The organism is Kitasatospora sp. NPDC089913 (assembly GCF_044748625.1).
Taxonomy (GTDB): domain Bacteria; phylum Actinomycetota; class Actinomycetes; order Streptomycetales; family Streptomycetaceae; genus Kitasatospora.
Window position 1 is genome coordinate 75009 of sequence record NZ_JBIVGI010000007.1, and the last position, 18365, is coordinate 93373.

Annotated in this window: 14 protein-coding genes and 1 riboswitch; of the genes, 8 read left to right on the top strand and 6 right to left on the bottom strand. The window is 76.2% G+C overall.

The features are described 5' to 3' along the window. The first annotated feature begins 428 nt into the window (after positions 1–428). A complete protein-coding gene (locus ACIPYS_RS13460) occupies positions 429–1121 on the top strand; it encodes a phosphatidylserine decarboxylase (RefSeq protein WP_400745951.1) in 693 nt (230 codons plus the stop codon). Further along, positions 1108–1986, top strand: a complete 879-nt coding sequence (locus tag ACIPYS_RS13465; protein ID WP_030398304.1) for a CDP-alcohol phosphatidyltransferase family protein — start codon at positions 1108–1110, stop codon at positions 1984–1986. Before ACIPYS_RS13460 ends, ACIPYS_RS13465 begins: the two co-directional genes overlap by 14 nt. A 91-nt stretch (positions 1987–2077) precedes the next feature. Here the strand turns inward: ACIPYS_RS13465 and ACIPYS_RS13470 are convergent, their stop codons facing one another. From ACIPYS_RS13470 to ACIPYS_RS13480, 3 genes are all read right to left on the bottom strand, one after another. Beyond that, complete coding sequence (locus ACIPYS_RS13470; protein WP_286158626.1) at positions 2078–3580, bottom strand: hypothetical protein; 1503 nt, start codon at positions 3578–3580, stop codon at positions 2078–2080. 315 nt (positions 3581–3895) lie between these two features. Next, positions 3896–5011, bottom strand: coding sequence for a S9 family peptidase (locus ACIPYS_RS13475; RefSeq protein ID WP_093860010.1), 1116 nt, complete (start codon positions 5009–5011; stop codon positions 3896–3898). Positions 5012–5180: 169 nt separating this feature from the next. After that, positions 5181–5927, bottom strand: coding sequence for a helix-turn-helix domain-containing protein (locus ACIPYS_RS13480; RefSeq protein ID WP_400745953.1), 747 nt, complete (start codon positions 5925–5927; stop codon positions 5181–5183). A gap of 263 nt (positions 5928–6190) precedes the next feature. Next, positions 6191–6390: riboswitch (cobalamin riboswitch) on the top strand. A 102-nt stretch (positions 6391–6492) separates the two neighbouring features. On the opposite strand from ACIPYS_RS13480, the gene ACIPYS_RS13485 reads away from it, so the two are divergent. The 6 genes from ACIPYS_RS13485 to ACIPYS_RS13510 all read left to right on the top strand — a co-directional run bounded on the left by ACIPYS_RS13485 (position 6493) and on the right by ACIPYS_RS13510 (position 14975). Next, positions 6493–7464, top strand: coding sequence for a cobalamin biosynthesis protein (locus ACIPYS_RS13485; protein WP_400745955.1), 972 nt, complete (start codon positions 6493–6495; stop codon positions 7462–7464). Then, positions 7461–8975, top strand: coding sequence for a cobyric acid synthase (locus ACIPYS_RS13490; RefSeq protein ID WP_400745957.1), 1515 nt, complete (start codon positions 7461–7463; stop codon positions 8973–8975). Before ACIPYS_RS13485 ends, ACIPYS_RS13490 begins: the two co-directional genes overlap by 4 nt. Next, on the top strand, positions 8972–11149 hold the full coding sequence (locus ACIPYS_RS13495) for a putative cobaltochelatase (RefSeq protein WP_400745959.1): 2178 nt from the start codon (positions 8972–8974) through the stop codon (positions 11147–11149). Before ACIPYS_RS13490 ends, ACIPYS_RS13495 begins: the two co-directional genes overlap by 4 nt. Before the next feature lie 6 nt (positions 11150–11155). Then, entirely contained in the window at positions 11156–11761 is a 606-nt protein-coding gene (cobO, locus tag ACIPYS_RS13500) for a cob(I)yrinic acid a,c-diamide adenosyltransferase (protein ID WP_030398311.1), read from the top strand. Positions 11762–11824: 63 nt separating this feature from the next. Further along, entirely contained in the window at positions 11825–13276 is a 1452-nt protein-coding gene (locus ACIPYS_RS13505; protein ID WP_400745961.1) for a cobyrinate a,c-diamide synthase, read from the top strand. Between the two features lie 217 nt (positions 13277–13493). Beyond that, the gene (locus tag ACIPYS_RS13510) at positions 13494–14975 is read left to right on the top strand and encodes a M6 family metalloprotease domain-containing protein (protein WP_400745963.1); all 1482 of its coding nucleotides are present in this window, start codon (positions 13494–13496) and stop codon (positions 14973–14975) included. 253 nt (positions 14976–15228) lie between these two features. Here the strand turns inward: ACIPYS_RS13510 and ACIPYS_RS13515 are convergent, their stop codons facing one another. From ACIPYS_RS13515 to ACIPYS_RS13525, 3 genes are read right to left on the bottom strand one after another with little or no spacing between them, the layout of a single operon-like run. Next, positions 15229–16530 (bottom strand): sensor histidine kinase, encoded by a 1302-nt coding sequence (locus tag ACIPYS_RS13515; protein WP_400745965.1) that lies wholly within the window; start codon positions 16528–16530, stop codon positions 15229–15231. Next, positions 16527–17375 (bottom strand): response regulator, encoded by an 849-nt coding sequence (locus tag ACIPYS_RS13520; RefSeq protein WP_400745967.1) that lies wholly within the window; start codon positions 17373–17375, stop codon positions 16527–16529. The genes ACIPYS_RS13515 and ACIPYS_RS13520 overlap by 4 nt, the downstream gene beginning before the upstream one ends. Further along, positions 17372–18295, bottom strand: a complete 924-nt coding sequence (locus ACIPYS_RS13525; protein WP_400745969.1) for a hypothetical protein — start codon at positions 18293–18295, stop codon at positions 17372–17374. Before ACIPYS_RS13525 ends, ACIPYS_RS13520 begins: the two co-directional genes overlap by 4 nt. Positions 18296–18365: the final 70 nt, after the last annotated feature.

Sequence of the window (18365 nt, forward strand, 5' to 3'; positions counted from 1 at the left end):
CGGACGACGGGCGTGCGGGCCCGTCCCGGCACCGCGCCGTGTCCCGCCCCGGAGGCCTGGTCCGCCCCGGGGCCGACACGGCCGCTCCGGAGCGGCCGCAGGGCGTACAGCTGCTGTCACACGCCCTGCGGCCGCTCCGGCACACCGTCCCGCGCCCCCGACGGGCAGTCCGGGAGGACCGGCCGGGCAGCGTTGAGACATGAGTCACCAGCTTCGCCCGGTCCCTTGGGAACCGGAGCGGGGCGAGCTACGGTCGTATACAAGGGGGCGCGTCGGCGCCTCCCGCAGGTCACATGAACGAGCAGGCGGGTTGCCCACCCACCGTGTGCTCCCGATAGCATCCACCGGGACAGCAGACGTCCCTCTATTACCCGATCCCGCGGTGGCCCCCGTCCAGCGGCCATGATCCCCCGCGACAAAGGTCTTCGATGCCCATCAGCCCGTCCCCTCACTCCTCCGTCACGGACCGCGATGCCCTCGCCGCCACGACGGCCGGCCGGCGACCCCGCGTGACCATCGCGCGCGGAGCCACCCCCTGGTTCGTCCCCACCCTCGCCACGGCCGCCGTGACCACCGCGCTCACCCGGCGCAGTGGCAAGTGGGCCCTGGCCGCGGTACCCGCCTGTGCGCTCGGCGCCGGCATGCTGTGGTTCTTCCGCGACCCCGAGCGTGAGATCGGCACGGGCAGAGTGATCTCCCCCGCCGACGGCGTGGTCCAGAGCATCGACTCGTGGCCGGACGGCCGGACCCGCGTGGCGATCTTCATGAGCCCGCTCAACGTCCACGTCAACCGGGCGCCCCTGCCCGGCACGGTGACCTCCGTCGAGCACGTGCCCGGTGGCTTCGTGCCCGCGTTCAACAAGGACAGCGACCAGAACGAGCGGGTCGTCTGGCACTTCGACACCGAGCTCGGCGACATCGAGATGGTCCAGATCGCGGGCGCCGTGGCGCGCCGCATCGTGCCGTACGTCGACGCCGGTACCAAGGTCGAGCAGGGCGAGCGGATCGGTCTGATCCGCTTCGGGTCCCGGGTCGACACCTACCTGCCGGCCGGCGTCGAGGTCGGCGTCGAGGTCGGCCAGAAGACCACCGCCGGGGTGACGCGCCTTGACCGTGACTGATCCTGAGACGATCGTCGGCCTGGACGACGAGGAGACGGCCCTGCGCCGTCGCCGCTGGGCCCGCGACCGCGAGCTGCGCGCGCCGCGCTCGCCGCAGCACCTGTCCACCGCCGACTTCCTCACCCTGGGGAACGCCGTCTGCGGCTTCCTGGCGATCTACTCGATCACCACCGGGGTGCTCGTCCCGCACATCACCAACCCGGACGCCGCGCCGGACAAGCACAGCGCCGCCACCGCGGTGACGCTGCTGCTGATCGGCTCGATGTGCGACCTGTTCGACGGCCTGGTGGCGCGCAAGCTGCGCTCCTCCGCGCTGGGCGCCGAACTCGACAACCTGGCCGACCTGATCAGCTTCGGCATCGCGCCGGCCTACTTCGTCGCGGTCTGGGGCATGGTCTCGCCCGGCTCCAACAGCCGGCTGTCGGCGCTGATCGCGCTGACCGTGCTGCTCGCGGTGGTACTGCGGCTCGCCCGCTTCTCCACCGTGAAGATGCGGCCGGGGGTGTTCCAGGGCATGCCCTGCCCGATGGGCGCGATGACGGTGATCGCCATCGTGCTGCTCGACCCGCCGTTCCTGCCCGGTCTGCTGGCGATCTTCGCCGTCGCGTACCTCATGGTCAGCCGGATCGAGTACCCGAAGCCGCAGGGGCTGCTGGCCACCGCCACGCTGTGCTGGATCGTGGTCTCGATCGGCTGCCTGGCGGCCTGGGCGACCGGTCTGCCGGGCGGCGACAACCTGCTGCACATCGGCGCGTTCGCGCAGATCGCGCTCGCCGCGATGGCGCCGCTGCTGGTGATCCGCCGCAAGGTCGGCCAGAAGGTCGGCGACGTGCGGGCCCGCCGCGCGGAGTCGCGGATCGGCTGACGACCGCCGCAGGACATGCGGAAGGGCCCGGCTCCCCTCGGGGAGCCGGGCCCTTCCGCATGTCCTGGCGCCGTCCGCGCGAACCGCTCGCTCAGGCACCGCCGCGGTGCACGCTGAACGCCGAGCGGCGGGCCGCCCGGGCCACCGCCGGGTCCGGGTGGACGCCGGAGACGGCCGTCAGCACCGAGGCCGCCCGGGGGTGCCCGGACTGCCGGGCCCGGGCGAACAGCCGCACCGGATCACCGGCCGAGGCGCCCTCGACATGGCCCACCAGAAGTTCCGTTTCCCCGTGGTCCAGCACGGCCGCGGCGGTGTCCACCCAGAGCCAGGCGGCGTCCTCCGCGCCCAGCACGTCGGCCGGCGAGACCCCCTCGTCCGAGCGCTCGGCCAGCCACAGCAGCGCGTACGGGCGCAGCACCGGCTCGTCGACGGCGGCCCGGACGGCCTGCTCGGCGGTGGATCCGGCCACCCTCAGCGCCTCGAAGGCCAGGCCGCGCACCAGGGCGTCCTCGCCCTGCGCGGCCTCCAGCAGCTCGGCCACCGCCCGGTCGGCGGGGCGGGCGGCCAGCCAGGCCCGGTACTCGGCGCGGGCCGGGCCCGGCGAGTAGTCGGCGCAGGCGCTCAGCAGTTCCATCGCGCTCTGCTCGATGTGGCCGGCGGCGGTCTGCGCGACGGTGCAGATCTCCTCCAGCTTGGCCCGCACCGCCCAGTGCCCGAGCGGCGAGAGCTCGGCCGCGTTGTCCTCGCGGACCAGCGCGCCGACGGCGGCCAGGCCGTCCAGCATCCAGTCCAGGACGGCGGCGACGTCGGCCGGCGAGGCCGGGGTGTCGATCTGCGGCTCGCGGCAGGTGCCGCGGACGGCGGAGACGGCGGAGGCCGCGTGCGGGACGGGCGAGAGGCCGAAGGCGCCCTCGCCGCCGCCGACCCGCCGCTCGTCCAGGCCGCGCCGGAGCAGTTCCAGCAGCTCGACGTCGGCGACCGGGCCGTCCACCAGGTGCAGGAAGGAGAGCAGCTGGGGCGCCTGGTCGACGGCCTGCCCGGCGAGGACCGCGAACACGCCGCGCAGGGCGGCGGGCGGCACCGGGGCGAGCAGGGTCCAGGCGTCGAACAGGGTCGACCAGCCGCGGATCACCGCCTCGTCGTCGTGCTCCCAGGCGTGCAGGCGCCAGCCGGGGACGGCGCCGCCGTCGCGGGGCTCGACCAGGCCGACCAGCAGGGCCTGGCCCCAGGCCTTGGCGGCGGCGCCCACCGTCATGGCGAGGGCGCGGCCGGCGGCGCGGGCGTCCTCGGGGAGCAGTTCGCCGCGCTTGTCGACCTCCTCGAGGTCGCCGGCCCAGCGGGCGATCCGGACGGCGTCGACCAGCATCCGGCGGGCCAGCGGGGCCAGCTCGGCGGGTGCGGGGAAGCCCTCCGGGACGGGGACCCGGCCTCGGCCGGGGGCGGGGGCGGGGCCTCGTCGGCGGGGTACGCCCTGGCTCCCCGGCCTCGCGCCGGCGGGGCGGTGGGCCGTTCCGGGGAGACGGGTCACCGTCGCGCCGGAACCGTTGGTCGGCGGGAGCGGGGCATCACGGTCGCGCGGATTCCGAGACGTCACGTCGAGCAGTCTTCCCCTTGTACCGGCCTTCTGTCACATCCGGTTGTCCGCGCGGGGCGGGGCGGGGGCGCGGGGGGATCGACAAGATCGGGCAACAGAGCCCAAACCGACTGGCTTGATCTTTGTGGCGGGTCCATGCCAGGTGGGGCGGCCCGGAGGGGCCGGTGGTCCGGAGGGGGTCCCGGGCGGCCCGCGCGCCGCCCTCCGTCCGCCGGCCGCTCACCCGCTCCCCCCGGCTCCCCGGCCCCGCGCGACGCGGCGGGGAGCACCCGGCGGGGTCGGAGCCGGGGCGGCGGGGGCGACGGGGGCGGCGGCTCAGCAGAAGGGCGTGAGCCAGCGGCGCAGGGTCTCGGAGTAGCGGTCCGGGTCGGTGTTCCACAGCGCGGCGTGGTCGCCGCCGGGAAAGGCCTGGAGGTTCACCAGGGACGGACGGCTCGCGGCCAGCCGCTCGGCGGCCCGGAACGGCGCCACCGGATCGTCGGGGCCGTGCAGCACCAGGGTGGGCACCCGCAGGTCGGTGCCCTCCGCGAGACGGGCGAAGTCGGCCAGATCCACGCCGGTCCGGCCCTCGGCGGCCAGCGCGCCGAGTTCGGCGGCCGCGCCCCGGTACCCGGCCCTGGCCGCGCCCCGGCGGGCCGTGGCCGGCCAGTCCAGCACCGGGGAGTCCAGGACCAGGCTGCTGACCGAGGAGGCGAAGTCCGAGCGGGCGGCGGCCTGCAGGGCCATCGTGGCGCCCAGCGACCAGCCGTACAGCACCACCCGGCCCGCGCCGCCGTCCAGGGCCAGCCGGATCGCCGCCTCGACGTCCCGCCACTCCGTCTCGCCGAAGTGGCCCAGGCCGTCGGGGGAGGCCGGCGCGCCCGCGTCGCCCCGGTAGCTGACCGCCAGCGCGGGCAGGCCGAGCCGCCGCAGCACGGGCAGGACGGGCAGCACCTGGGCGCGGTCGGCGTCCGGGCCGTGCACCAGGATCACCCAGGTGCCGCGCTTGCCGTCCAGCCACCAGGCGGGCAGCGCGCCCAGCTCCCCCTCGACGGCGGTCTCGCCGAAGGTCAGGCCGAGGGCCGAGGCCGGGTCGCCGAGGTACACCCGCGGGGTGAAGCGGACCTCGGTACCGGGGGCGAGGGTGCCACGGTCGGCGCGGACCAGGCGGCGGGTGACGCCCCGTTCGTCGCGGTGCAGGACCTCCTCGACGACGGCGTGCCCGTCCTCCCCCCACTCGACGGCCCAGCGCCCGGGGCGCTCGCTCTCCGCGCTCCGGGTGAAGGTGATCCGCCCGGCCCCCAGGCTCTGGACCACGACCGGGCCGGTCCGCTCCCGGGCGGCCCCGGCCGGGCGGACCATCCGCTCCGAGGCCCGGCGGCCGATCACCAGGACGGCCGCCCCGGTGCCGACCGCGGCGGCCGCCACGGTGGCCGCGATTCCCCAACGCATACTCGCTCCCCGCTGCTCGGTTCTGGGCCGACCGGTGTCCGGACCCACGTCACAGCCCAGTCCACTGGCCGCGACCCGGCCGGGCCAGCAGGACACGGCCGTACGGGTTGCCGCGCGGGGAGGGCCGCACCGGGATCGTCAGAACGAGAGTGCCAGAACGAACGCCGGATCACACGGGGATCGCGGGCTCCCGTCGGGCCAGCAGCTCCCAGAAGTGCTCGACCGGCGGGCCCCCGGCCGCGGACGGCGCGGCCGCCCCCTCGGCGGGCCCCCAGCCGCCGGACCCCCAGTGCGCGGGCACCTGCCGCTCGTCCTGGAGCACGGGCAGGACGGCCTCGAGGTCCGCCCGGTCCACCGGCACGATCCGGACGATCGCGCCGACCTGCGCCTGCCAGCGGCCGTCCACGCAGCGCCGCAGCCGCCGGTCCAGCTCCTCCCGGCGGCCGGTGGCCGCGACCAGCTCCCGCAGGGTCAGGCCCAGCACGTGCGCGAGCGCGGCCGTCGGCTCGGCGTCGCCGTCCCACTGGCCGGTGACCTCGGCCCGCCGGTACTCCCCGGCCGGGACGCCGATCCGGCGGGCCGCGCCGTCCTGGCTCAGTTCGCGGGCGAGCCGGAAGTCCCGCAGGCTCGCCGGGCGGACACCCATCAGCTGCTCGGGCGGGCACCACAGCGCCCGGGCCAGGGCGAGGAACTCCTCCTCGCCGGGGGGCGGACCGCCGTTCTCCCAGCCGAGGACGTGGGCCGGGAGCAGCCGGACGCCGTGCGCGGCCATCCCCTCGGCGACCTGCTCGGGCGTCAGGCCGAGGGCGGCGCGGTGGGCGCGGACGGCGGCGGGCGAGAACGGCACCGGGGGCGGCGGGGCGGGCGGGGCGGACCGGGCCGGACGTGCGAAGAGGTGGGAGCGCTGGGGTCGCATGGGTCCCGACGGTAGGCGCGGCGCCGGGTGGTGCCCCAGCCGACGAACGCACGAAGCGGGGCGGGCGCGCCGCCCGGCGGGGGTGGAGGATCGCACAGCGGGGCGCGGTCCGGCGGCGGGCGGCCTCGGAGGTAGCGACGGGGCACGGCGGGCCGCCGGGGCGGGTGGCGGACGGGTGCCGAGCGGGTGCCGGGGCGGGCACGGGGGCGGCCGCCGGGAGGGCCCCGGCGTGTGACCAACCCCTCCGCGACCTCGGTTGACTCCCCCTTCGGGCCCGTGATGGGATCCTTCAGCCATTACGGAGGCAAGCAGAGGAAGCCGGTGCGAGTCCGGCGCGGTCCCGCCACTGTCACCGGGGAGCACGACCGGAGTTCAGCCACGGAGGGCCGTCAGCGGCCGCCGGAAGGCCCGGGAGCGCGTCCGACCCGGGAGCCAGGAGACTCTCGCCCCCGGTACGTCGATCCAGGGCGCGGACCCTGAGTGAGGACACGCACGCGATGCAGGCTGCCCCGCCGGGCCGGGACCTCCCCCCGAGCACTCCGCCGACCGCGCCACCCGCCCTCCCTTGCGCCCGCTGACCCGGGCCGCCGCGTTCGGCGCGGGCGCCGTCGCCGGGTACCTGGCCGACGCCCGGTTCGGCGATCCGCGCCGCGGCCACCCGGTGGCCGGCTTCGGCGGCGCGGCCGGTCGGCTGGAGCGGCTGCTGTGGCGCGACGACCGCGCGGCCGGCACCGCCTACACCGCGCTGTGCGTGGGCGCCGTCGCGGCCGGCGCGGTGGCCGCCGACCGGCTGCTGGCCCGACGGCCGCTCGGCCGGGCCGCGCTCGCCGCCGCCGCGACCTGGACGGTGCTCGGCGGCACCTCGCTGACCCGGGAGGCCCGCACCGTCGGCCGCGCGCTGACGGCCGGTGACCTGACGGCGGCCCGGGAACGGCTGCCGCACCTGTGCGGACGCGACCCGAGCGCCCTGGACGAGCAGCAGATCGCCCGCGCGGTGGTCGAGTCGGTGGCCGAGAACACCGCCGACGCCGTGGTGAACGCCCTGGTCTGGGGCGGCCTGGCCGGTACCCCGGGGCTGCTGGCGTTCCGCGCCGTGAACACCCTGGACGCGATGGTCGGTCACCGCTCGCCGCGCTACGCCCGGTTCGGCTGGGCCTCGGCCCGGCTGGACGACGTGGCCGGCTGGCCGGGCGCCCGGCTGACCGCGCTGCTGACGGTGGCCGCCGCCCCCGAACCGCGCACCGCCTGGCGGATCTGGCGGCGGGACGGCTCCGCGCACCCCAGCCCCAACGCCGGCCAGGCCGAGTCGGCCTTCGCCGGCGCGGTCGGCGTCCGCCTCGGCGGGACGCTCCGGTACGGCGATCGCACGGAGCACCGGCCGGTGCTCGGCGAGGGGCTGCGCCCGGTCGGGGTGGACGACATCGAGCGGGCCTGCGTGCTCTCCCGGCGGGTGGGCGCGCTGGCCCTGGGTACGACCGTCGCCGGGCACCTGCTGCTGCGGGCGGCGCTGATCAGGAAGCGGAGGTACCGGGCATGAGCAAGGCACTGCTGGTCGCCGGGACGACCTCGGACGCCGGCAAGAGCGTGGTCACGGCGGGCATCTGCCGCTGGCTGGCGCGGCAGGGGGTCTCGGTCGCGCCGTTCAAGGCGCAGAACATGTCGCTGAACTCCTTCGTCACCGCCGACGGAGCCGAGATCGGCCGCGCCCAGGTGATGCAGGCGCAGGCCGCCCGGGTCGAGCCGGAGGCGGCGATGAACCCGGTGCTGCTCAAGCCCGGCGCGAACGGCCGCAGCCAGGTGGTGCTGCTGGGCCGCCCGGTCGCCGAGGTCGGCGCGCTGGACTACCGCGAACGCAAGCCGCTGCTGCTGGAACGCGCCCTGGAGTGCCTGGCCGACCTGCGCCGCCGCTTCGACGTGGTGGTCTGCGAGGGCGCCGGCTCGCCCACCGAGATCAACCTGCGGGACCGGGACATCGCCAACATGGGCCTGGCCACCGCGGCCGGCCTGCCGGTCGTCGTGGTCGGGGACATCGACCGCGGCGGCGTGTTCGCGGCCATGTACGGGACGCTGGCGCTGCTGTCGGCGGAGGACCAGCGGCACGTGGCCGGCTGGTTCGTCAACAAGTTCCGCGGCGACGCACGGCTGCTGGCCCCCGGGCTGGAGATGCTGCGGGAGCTGACCGGGCGTCCGGTGCTCGGCACCCTGCCGATGCTGCCGGACCTCTGGCTGGACGCGGAGGACTCGCTCGACCTGTCCACCGTCGTCGACCGGACCGCCGCGCGCGGCCCGCTGGGCGCCGACGTGCTGCGGGTGGCGGTGCTGCGCTTCCCCCGGCTGTCCAACTTCACCGACCTGGACGCGCTCGCCCAGGAACCCGGTGTGCTGGTCCGCTGGGCCACCAGGCCGGAGGAGCTGGCCGACGCCGACCTGGTGGTGCTGCCCGGCACCCGGGCCACCGTCGCCGACCTCGGCTGGCTGCGCGAGCGCGGCTTCGAACCGGTGCTGAGGGCCCGGGCGGCGGCCGGGCTGCCGGTGCTGGGCGTCTGCGGCGGCTACCAGATGCTGGCCGGCTCGATCGTCGACGAGGTCGAGTCGAAGGCGGGCCCGGTGGAGGGCCTCGGGCTGCTGCCGACGTCCGTGCGCTTCGGCGTGGAGAAGGTGCTCGGCCGGCCCGTCGGCGAGGCGTTCGGGGAGCGGGTCGAGGGCTACGAGATCCACCACGGCATCGTCGCGGTCGAGGGCGGCGAGCCGTTCCTCGACGGCTGCCGGGTGGGTTCCGTCCTGGGCACCACCTGGCACGGCGCGCTGGAGAACGACGGCTTCCGGCGCGCGCTGCTGCGCGAGGTCGCGACGGCGGCCGGCCGGGCGTTCGTCCCCGCGCCGGACACCTCCTTCACCGACGCGCGGGAGGCCCGGCTCGACCGGCTGGGCGAACTGATCGAGGAACACGCCGACACCGACGCGCTGTGGAAGCTGATCGAGGGCGGGGTGCCGGCGGCCGGATCGCTGCCGTTCCTTCCGCCCGGAGCCCCTGGGGAGCATGCATGAGTGACGTCCGATACCCGTTCACCGCGATCGTCGGCATGGCCGACCTGCGGCTCGGCCTGCTGCTGAACGCCGTCTCCCCGGCGGTCGGCGGGGTGCTGGTGCGCGGCGAGAAGGGCACCGCCAAGTCGACCATGGTGCGCGCGCTGGCCGGGCTGCTGCCCTCCATCGCGACCGTCGACGGCTGCCGCTTCGCCTGCGACCCGGCCGGCCCGGACCCGCAGTGCCCGGACGGCGCGCACGGCGGAGGCACGTCCTCGGAGCGCCCGGCCGAGCTGGTCGAGCTGCCGGTCGGCGTCTCCGAGGACCGGATCGTCGGCTCGCTGGACCTCGAGCGCGCGCTGTCCGAGGGCGTCAAGGCGTACGAGCCGGGGCTGCTGGCCCGGGCGCACCGCGGCGTGCTCTACATCGACGAGGTCAACCTGCTCCAGGACCACGTGGTGGACCTGCTGCTGGACGCCGCCGCGATGGGCCGCTCCTACGTGGAGCGCGAGGGCGTGTCGGTGCGGCACGCGGCGCGCTTCCTGCTGGTCGGCACGATGAACCCGGAGGAGGGCGAGCTGCGGCCGCAGCTGCTCGACCGGTTCGGCCTGACGGTGGAGATCGCCGCCACCCGGGAGCCGGTGGAGCGCGCCGAGGTGGTCCGCCGCCGGCTCGCCTACGACGCCGACCCGGCCGCCTTCGCCGGCCGCTTCGCCGCGGACGAGCGGGCGCTCGCCGACCGGATCACCGCCGCCCGCGAGCTGCTGCCGCAGGTGGAGCTGACCGACGCCGCCCTGCGGCAGATCACCGCCGTCTGCGCGGCGTTCGAGGTGGACGGACTGCGCGCGGACATCGTGATGGCCCGGACCGCCGTCGCGCTGGCCGCCTGGGCGGGCCGGACCGAGGTACTGGCGGAGGACGTCCGCAAGGCCGCCCGGCTGGCGCTGCCGCACCGGCGGCGGCGCAACCCCTTCGACGCCCCCGGGCTGGACGAGGAGCAGTTGGACCGGGTGCTGGAGGAGCACGCCGAGCCGGAGCCCGAGGAGCCGCAGCCGCCGCAGGAGCCCGAGGAGGACCCGGACCCGGAGGGCGGTCCCGAGGGCGACGGCCCCGAGGGTGACGGCCCGCAGGACGGCGGCCCCGACGGCGGCGGTGGCGGCGGCGCACCCGAGCCGTCCGGCCAGGACGGCCCCGACGGCCCGACGGCCGAGGCGCCGGACGCCCCGGCCCAGGACGACGCCCCGGCCCCGCAGCCGGTCCCGCTCCAGCCGCCGTCCCCCGCCCGGGAGACGGCACCGGTCGCGGCCGGCGACCCGTACCGGACCCGGCTGTTCGCCGTGGACGGCACCGGGCGCGGCGCCCAGGGCCGCCGCTCCCCCGCCGAGACCGACAGCGGTCACACCATCAGGGCCCGCCGCCCGCGCGGCCGGCTCGCCCGGCTGCACCTGAGCGCCACCCTGCGCGCCGCCGCCCCGCACCAGCTGGCGCGCGGCCGGTCCTCCCGGGCCCTGGTCCTGCACAAGGACGACTTCCGCGAGCAGGTGCGCCAGGGGCGGGAGTCCAACCTGGTGCTGTTCGTGGTGGACGCCTCCGGCTCGATGGCGGCCCGGCAGCGGATGACCGCGGTCAAGGGCGCGGTGCTGTCGCTGCTGATGGACGCCTACCAGCGCCGGGACAAGATCGGCATGATCACCTTCCGGGGCTCGGACGCCGAGCTGGTGCTGCCGCCGACCTCCTCGGTGGAGGTCGGCGCGGCCCGGCTGGAGTCGCTGCCCACCGGCGGCCGTACCCCGCTGGCGGCCGGACTGCTGCGGGCGCACGAGGTGCTGCGGGTCGAGCGGCTGCGCGACCCGGACCGCCGCCCGCTGCTGGTCGTGGTGACCGACGGCCGGGCCACCGGCGCGCGGGACGCCGTCGCGCGGTCGCACCGGGCGGCCGGGCTGCTGGCCGGGCAGGGCGTGGCGAGCGTGGTGCTGGACTGCGAGTCCGGCCCGGTCCGGCTCGGCCTGGCCCGCACCCTGGCCGACCGGCTCCGCGCCACCGCCGTGACCCTGGACGAGCTGCGCGCCGACGGCGTCGCCTCACTGGTCCGCGACAGCCGCGGCGGGAACCGTCCGAGCGGCTCCGCCTCTGCTTCCTCCGCTTCTGGTTCCTCTGCTTCCTCTGCTTCTCCTGCTTCGCGAAAGGCGGCCTGAGCCGACATGCCCAAGGGTGTCCCCGAGAGCGTTCCCGACGACGGCCTGACGACCCGCCAGCGCCGTACCCAGCCGATCACCGCCGTGCACACCGGGCCCGGCAAGGGCAAGTCCACCGCCGCGTTCGGCATGGCCCTGCGGGCCTGGAACCAGGGCTGGTCGGTCGGGGTGTTCCAGTTCGTGAAGTCCGCCAAGTGGAAGGTCGGCGAGGAGAACGCGCTGCGCGTGCTCGGCGCCTCCGGCGAGGGCGGCACCGTCGACTGGCACAAGATGGGCTCCGGCTGGTCCTGGATCCAGCGCACCGGCGAGATGGAGCTGGACAGCGAGGCGGCGGCCAAGGAGGGCTGGGAGCAGGTCAAGCGCGACCTCGCCGCCGAGACCTACCGCTTCTACGTGCTGGACGAGTTCACCTACCCGATGCACTGGGGCTGGATCGACCCGGCGGAGGTGGTGGCCGTGCTCAAGGACCGCCCGGGCAGCCAGCACGTCGTCATCACCGGCCGGTACGCGCCGGAGCTGCTGACCGACGCGGCCGACCTGGTCACCGAGATGACCAAGGTCAAGCACCCGATGGACGCCGGCCGCAAGGGCCAGCGCGGCATCGAGTGGTAGCGCGCCGGGTCCGTCGGACCCGCCGCGCGTCCCGGTAGTACCAGCGAGAGAAGCAGCAGCACCGTGAACATCCCCCGTCTCGTCGTCGCGGCGCCCTCCTCGGGCGCCGGCAAGACCACGATCGCCACCGGCCTGATCGCCGCGCTCGCCGCCCGCGGGCTGGCGGTCTCGCCGCACAAGGTCGGCCCGGACTACATCGACCCGGGCTACCACGGCCTGGCCGCCGGCCGGCCGGGCCGCAACCTGGACGCGTTCATGTGCGGGCCGGAGCGGGTCGCACCGCTGTTCCTGCACGGCGCGGCCGGGGCGGACGTGGCGGTGGTCGAGGGTGTGATGGGGCTGTTCGACGGTGCCTCCGGGCGCGGCGAGCTGGCGTCCACCGCGCACGTGTCGAAGCTGCTGCGGGCGCCGGTGGTGCTGGTGGTGGACGCCTCCTCGCAGTCCCGGTCGGTGGCGGCGCTGGTCCACGGCTTCGCCTCCTGGGACCCGGAGGTCCGGCTGGCCGGGGTGATCCTCAACCGGGTCGCCTCCGACCGGCACGAACTGCTGCTGCGCGAGGCCCTGGAGGAGGGCTCCGGGGTGCCGGTGCTGGGCTCGGTGCGGCGCTCGGCGGCGGTCGCCACGCCCTCCCGGCACCTGGGGCTGATCCCGGCGGTGGAGCGTTCGGCGCAGGCCCTGCGGGCGGTGGCCGACATGGGCGAACTGGTCGCCGCCTCGGTGGACCTGGACGCGGTGCTGGCGCTGGCCCGCACCGCACCGCCGCTGTCCGCGCAGCCGTGGGACCCGGCCCGCGAGGTGGCCGCGGTCGCCGCCGGCCCCGGTCCGGCTTCCGGTGCGGCCCCCGGTCCGGCCTCCGGTGCGGCCTCCGGTGCGGCTTCCGGTGCGGCGCGGCCGAGGATCGCGGTGGCCGGGGGTGCGGCGTTCTCCTTCTCGTACGCCGAGAACACCGAACTGCTGACCGCCGCCGGCGCCGAGGTGGTGCCCTTCGACCCGCTGCACGCCGACACCCTGCCGGAGGGCACGGCGGGCCTGGTGATCGGCGGCGGCTTCCCCGAGCTGTACGTCCGGGAACTCAGCGCGAACGGGCAACTGCGGGCGGCGATCGCGGCGTTCGCCGCCGCGGGCGGACCGGTCGCGGCCGAGTGCGCCGGACTGCTCTACCTCGGGCGGGAGCTGGACGGCCTGCCGATGTGCGGAGTGCTGGACACCTCGGCCCGGATGACCGAGCGGCTGACGCTCGGGTACCGGGAGGCGGTCGCGCTGCACGACTCGGTGCTGGCTCCGACCGGCGCGCGGCTGCGCGGGCACGAGTTCCACCGCACGGTCTGCGAGCCCGGCGCCGGCGAACGGCCCGCCTGGGGCTGGCGACTGCCGGACGGCCCGCGCACCGAGGGATTCGCGGGCGCGCCGGGGGCGCCGAACATTCACGCTTCGTATCTGCACCTGCACTGGGCGGGATACCCGCAGCTCGCCGCCTCCTTCACTGCGGCCGCCGCCGCGCACCGGGCCGGCTGAGCGGGCCGGCGGCCGGTCCGACGGCCCTTCGGGTCTGGTGCTTTGGCCGTCCGGAGCGTCAGAATAGGGACAGACAACCGCATATCGTCCTTTTCGCAACCGGTACCGGCCAGACCCGACCGCCTTTCGGCGAGCCGACCGATTGCCGGCGACCGCCCACTCGGCGGGGCGCCGAACACGCCCCGGCGGGGCGAGCAGGCTCGAAGGAGCCGTCACCATGCGTTACACCTTAACCCCGCTGCATCACCGTCCCACCGCCCATGACCGTCCGCACCCGTGCCCTGTCCCGCTGTCACCGGCCGCGCTGGACGAGCTGCATGACGAGTACCGGGACCTGATCGACTCCCGGCGCCTCCCGGACGGCATCTCCTTCGCCCAGTACTACCGCGTGCTGCGGACCCAGTGGCGCGGCGAGAACGTCGTCGGCCTCGACGACGGCGCCGTCCGGCCCGGTCCGCGCGGCGACGCCCAGCTCATCGACCACCCGTCGGAGAAGCTCAAGGGCGTCGTCCCCACCCTGGTGCTGCTGGTGGACTTCCCCGACCAGCCGCACGACCCGGCCCGCACCGTCGAGCACTTCGAGCAGTTGCTGTTCAGCTCCGGAACGTTCCCGACCGGCTCGATGCGCGACTACTACCGCCGCGTCAGCGGCTTCGACCCCGCCGCCCCGGCCGCCGGGGGCATCGACGTCCAGGGCGAGGTGCACGGCTGGTTCCGGCTGCCGAACCCGCTCTCCTTCTACGCCAACCACATGTCCGGCCAGGACTCCGGGGCCTTCCCCCGGAACGAGGTGGGCATGGCGGCCGAAGCCGTGAAGCTCGCCCTCGACAACGGCGTGACGTTCCCCGAGAAGCTGGACGTCCTGGGCGAGGGCGCCGTCACGGCGCTGTTCGTCGTCCATGCCGGCCGCGGCGCCGAGGCCGTCCCGAAGGTCCAGCGGCCGGACGCGCTGTGGAGCGCCAAGTGGGCCTTCCAGCCCGGCTTCCCGACCGATTCGAGCCTGACCGTCCCCACCTTCCTCACCGTCCCCGAGGACTGCCGGGTCGGCGTCTGCTGCCACGAGTGGGGCCATCTGGCCGGCCGCTGGGCCGACTTCTACGACACCGGGGACCCGAGGGTGGAGGCCGTCTCCAACGGCCTCGGCGACTACTGCCTGATGGCCTCCGGCTCCTGGGGCGGCCCGGACCAGGCGCACGCCGGCGACCGGCCGGTGTACCCGAACGGCATGCTCCGGATGTTCCACGACTGGACCCGCCCGCAGCGGATCACCAGCACCACCAAGGACATCGCCCTGCGCCCGGTCTCCGAGGGCGGCGACATCCTGACCGTCCGCAGCCCGCGGATGCACCCCAAGCAGTACCTCGTGGTCGAGTACCGCCGCCAGAGCGGCCAGGACGAGTTCCTCCCGGACCAGGGCATCGCCGTCTACGTGGTGGACGAGTCCGTCGACAACGTCAACGACGAGAACCGCCTGGCCATCGAGCTGATGCAGGCCGACGGGCGGCGCGACCTGGCGGACTCCCTCGTGCCCAACCGCGGCGACCAGGACGACCTCTACCCGTCGCTCGGCAACAACCTGCTCGGCGAGCACAGCACCCCGGCGCTGAACGAGCCGGGCGGCGCCTGGAGCGGCGTCACCATCGAGGTCGCCGGGACCCCGGGGGACGACCGGATGGAGGTCAGCGTGACCGTCGAGTGAGCGTCACCGTCGGGTGAACGTCGACGGAGTGCTCGACCGAGCCGTCGAACAGGACCACCCGCTCCGCTCCGGGAGCGTCCGAACGACCGTGGGCCGCCCCGGAGCGGACCGGGACGACCGCCGCCCCGCCCGCCGTTCCGGGCAGCGGCCCCGCCGGTGGCTCCGGCGCGGCCGCTCCGGTACGGACCGAGAGGCCGGCCCGGGCAGCGGCGGCGGTCCCGTCCCCCTGAGCCGTCCCGGACGCCGGGACGGCTCAGGGGGACGGGTCACGGGGACGGGTGTTCACCGGGGGCGCGTGTTCACCGGGGGCGGGACCGTCCTCGGCATCGGCATCGGCATCGGTCGGGAGGTGGAGGGTGGCGACGGCGCCGCCGGTGGGGTGGTTGGTGAAGGTCAGGGAGGCGCCGATGACGCGGGTGTGGCCCTGGGCGATGGTGAGGCCCAGGCCGTGGCCGCGGCCGCGCTCGCGGACGCTGGTGCGGAAGCGCTGGGGGCCGTCGCGGAGCAGTTCGTCGGGGAAGCCGGGGCCGTGGTCGCGGACGGTGAGCCGGTGGCCGTCGACGTGCAGCAGGATCGGGCCGCCGCCGTGGCGGTCGGCGTTCAGGAGCAGGTTGCCGAGGATGCGGTCCAGGCGGCGCAGATCGGTGCGGACCGAGGCGTCCGCCGCCATCTCCACCTCGACCTCCAGCCCGGTCAGCGCCACCGTACGGCGCACCGCGCGTTCCAGCGGCACCGCCGAGAGGTCCGGCAGTTCGGCGTCGGCGTCCAGCCGGGACACCTCCAGGAGGTCCTCGACCAGGGCGCGCAGCGCCTGCACCCGGTTCTGCACCAGCTGGGTGGGCCGCCCCGGCGGCAGCAGTTCGGCCGCCGTGACCAGCCCGGTCAGCGGGGTGCGCAGCTCGTGCGCGACGTCCGCGGTGAACCGCTGCTCGTCCTCCAGCCGCCGGTGCAGCTCCCGCGACATGAGGTCGACCGCCGCCGCGAGGTCGGCCACCTCGTCCCGGCCGTCGACGAGTTCGCCGATCCGGGTGTCGGTGCGTCCGGCGGCGATCCCCCGGGCGGCGGTCGCCGCCGTCCGCAGCCGGCGGCTGATCCGGTCCGCGACCAGCACCCCCGCCAGCACCGTGATGAAGACGGAGGCGACGACGGCGAGCAGGACGATCCGGTCCAGGTCCGCGATGGCCTGCCGGTCCTGGGCGAAGCCGATCCGGACGGACAGCACCTCGCCGCCGCCGCGGACCGGTGCCGCCGCCCAGACCGACTCGCCCTCGGGGCCCGGGGCCAGCAGCGACCCGCGTCGCCCCTCGGCGGCCAGGGCGCGCAGCCGGGGCGGCAGCCCGGGGTCGTCCAGGGCGGCGTGCCGACGGCCGCCGCCGGTGAGTTCCTCGTTGTGCTCGTAGGAGCCGAGCGCGGCGTCCAGGGTGGTGAGGGCGGAGCCCCTGGCCTGGTCGACGTGCTGGCGGACCATCGCCTGGTGGACCAGCAGCCCGACCGCCACCGCGACCAGGACGGAGATGGCGGCGACGGCGGTGGCGATCTGGCGGCGCAGGGTCATTCGGCCCGCCTCAGCTTGTAGCCGAAGCCGCGGACGGTCTCGATCCGGCCGCCGCCGATCTTGGCGCGCAGCCGCTGGACGTGGACGTCGACCACGCGGGTGTCGGCGCCCCACTCGTAGTCCCAGACGCGTTCCAGCAGGACGGCGCGCTCCAGCACGATGCCGGGGGCGGCGGTGAACTCCAGCAGCAGGCGCAGTTCGGTCGGGGTGAGCGGGACGAGGGTGCCGTGCACCCGGACCTCCATGGAGTCGGTGTCGACCTCCAGGCCGTCGAAGCTGCGGACGGGGGTGCGGGGGGCGGGTGCCGGGGGCGCGGGGACGTCCCCGGGTTCCGGAGCGGGGAGTCCGGGCGCGGGCTCGGGGAGTCCGGGCGCGGGGAAGGCGGGCGCGGGGAGTCCGGGCGCGGGCGCGGGGAAGGCGGCGGGCGCGGCGACGGCCGCGGGCGCCGGTTCGGCCGGGACGACGCGGACGCGGCGCAGCACCGTGCGGATCCGGGCGACCAGCACGGCGCTCTCGAACGGCTTGACCACGTAGTCGTCCGCGCCCGCCTCCAGCCCGGACACCACGTCCACCGGATCGGTGCGGGCCGACATCATCAGGATCGGCAGCTGGCTCTCCTCCCGGATCCGGCGGCACAGCCCGACCCCGTCGAGCAGCGGCAGCATCACGTCCAGCAGGACCAGGTCGGGCCGGACGGCGTGGAACATCTCCAGCCCCTCCAGACCGTCGGCGGCCGTGGCGACCGGGAACCCGTAGCGTTCCAGCGCCATCCTGGTCGCCTCCCGGATCACCTCGTCGTCCTCGACGATGAGGATGCGGGGGTGGCCGGCGGCCGTGGGGCTCATGGCTTCGTCTCCGGGAGGGGTGTGGCGGTGGGCGGTCCGGGCCGGACGGGCGCGGGCAGCGGCTGCTTGCCGACCGCCGCGTCCGAAGCCGGGGTCTGGGGGCCGGAGGGCCGGGCCGTGGGCACGGTCTTGAGCGAGAGGTCCCCGTTGCCGGCGCTGGGGCGGGGGGCGGGCGGCTTCTCCACCACGGGTTTCTCGGCGACCGACGGCGTCGGCTCGGGCTCCTGGGTAGGCCCGATGCCCTCCACCTTCTGGTCCGTCAGGGCCAGCCGCACCCCGTCCCAGTGGTAGAGGCGCCCGGTCCGGAAGGAGGCGGTCGGCTCGTAGAGCCAGAGGTCGGTGCCGACGGTCTCGGCGCCGAACCCCTTCACCAGGGAGACCCGGTGGATCGGCAGCAGCCGCTCGCCGGAGGCGGTGTAGACGTGCAGCACGACGGTGTCGGCGAGGCCGACGGCGAGCAGCAGTTCGGGCCGGCCGTCCCCGGTGAGGTCGCGGTACTCGGGGGCGCGCAACTCGCAGCCCGCGCAGGGTTCGAGGACCCGCCGTTCGTCCTGGGTGACGCCGGGGTCCTTGGCGACCAGGGCCCGGACGTCGACGGCGGTGATGTCCTGCCCGGGGACGGTGAGGTCGGGGACGGGCTGCGGCGGCGGCTCCGGGCTGCGGCTCCCCGTGGGCTCCACCGGCGTCGGCGACGCGGCGGTGGGCGCGCCCGGCCAGAGCGGCACGCGGGCCGGGGAGGGCGTGACGGGGGCGACCGCGCCGTGGTCGCGCAGTTCGCCGGGGGCGGCGCAGCCGACCGGGAGCGCGAGCGCGGCGGCGGCGAGCGCGCTCCCGAGGAGGACGGCCGGGCGGCGGCGGGCGTGCTTCCGGCGCCGGACGGCGGTGCGCCGGACGGCGGTGCGGCGGGCGGACGTGCTCATCCTCCGGGGCCCTTTCTGCTGGTGCCTGCTCGGTCGGTCCGGCCGCGCCGCGTCGTGGTCGCGGATGCCT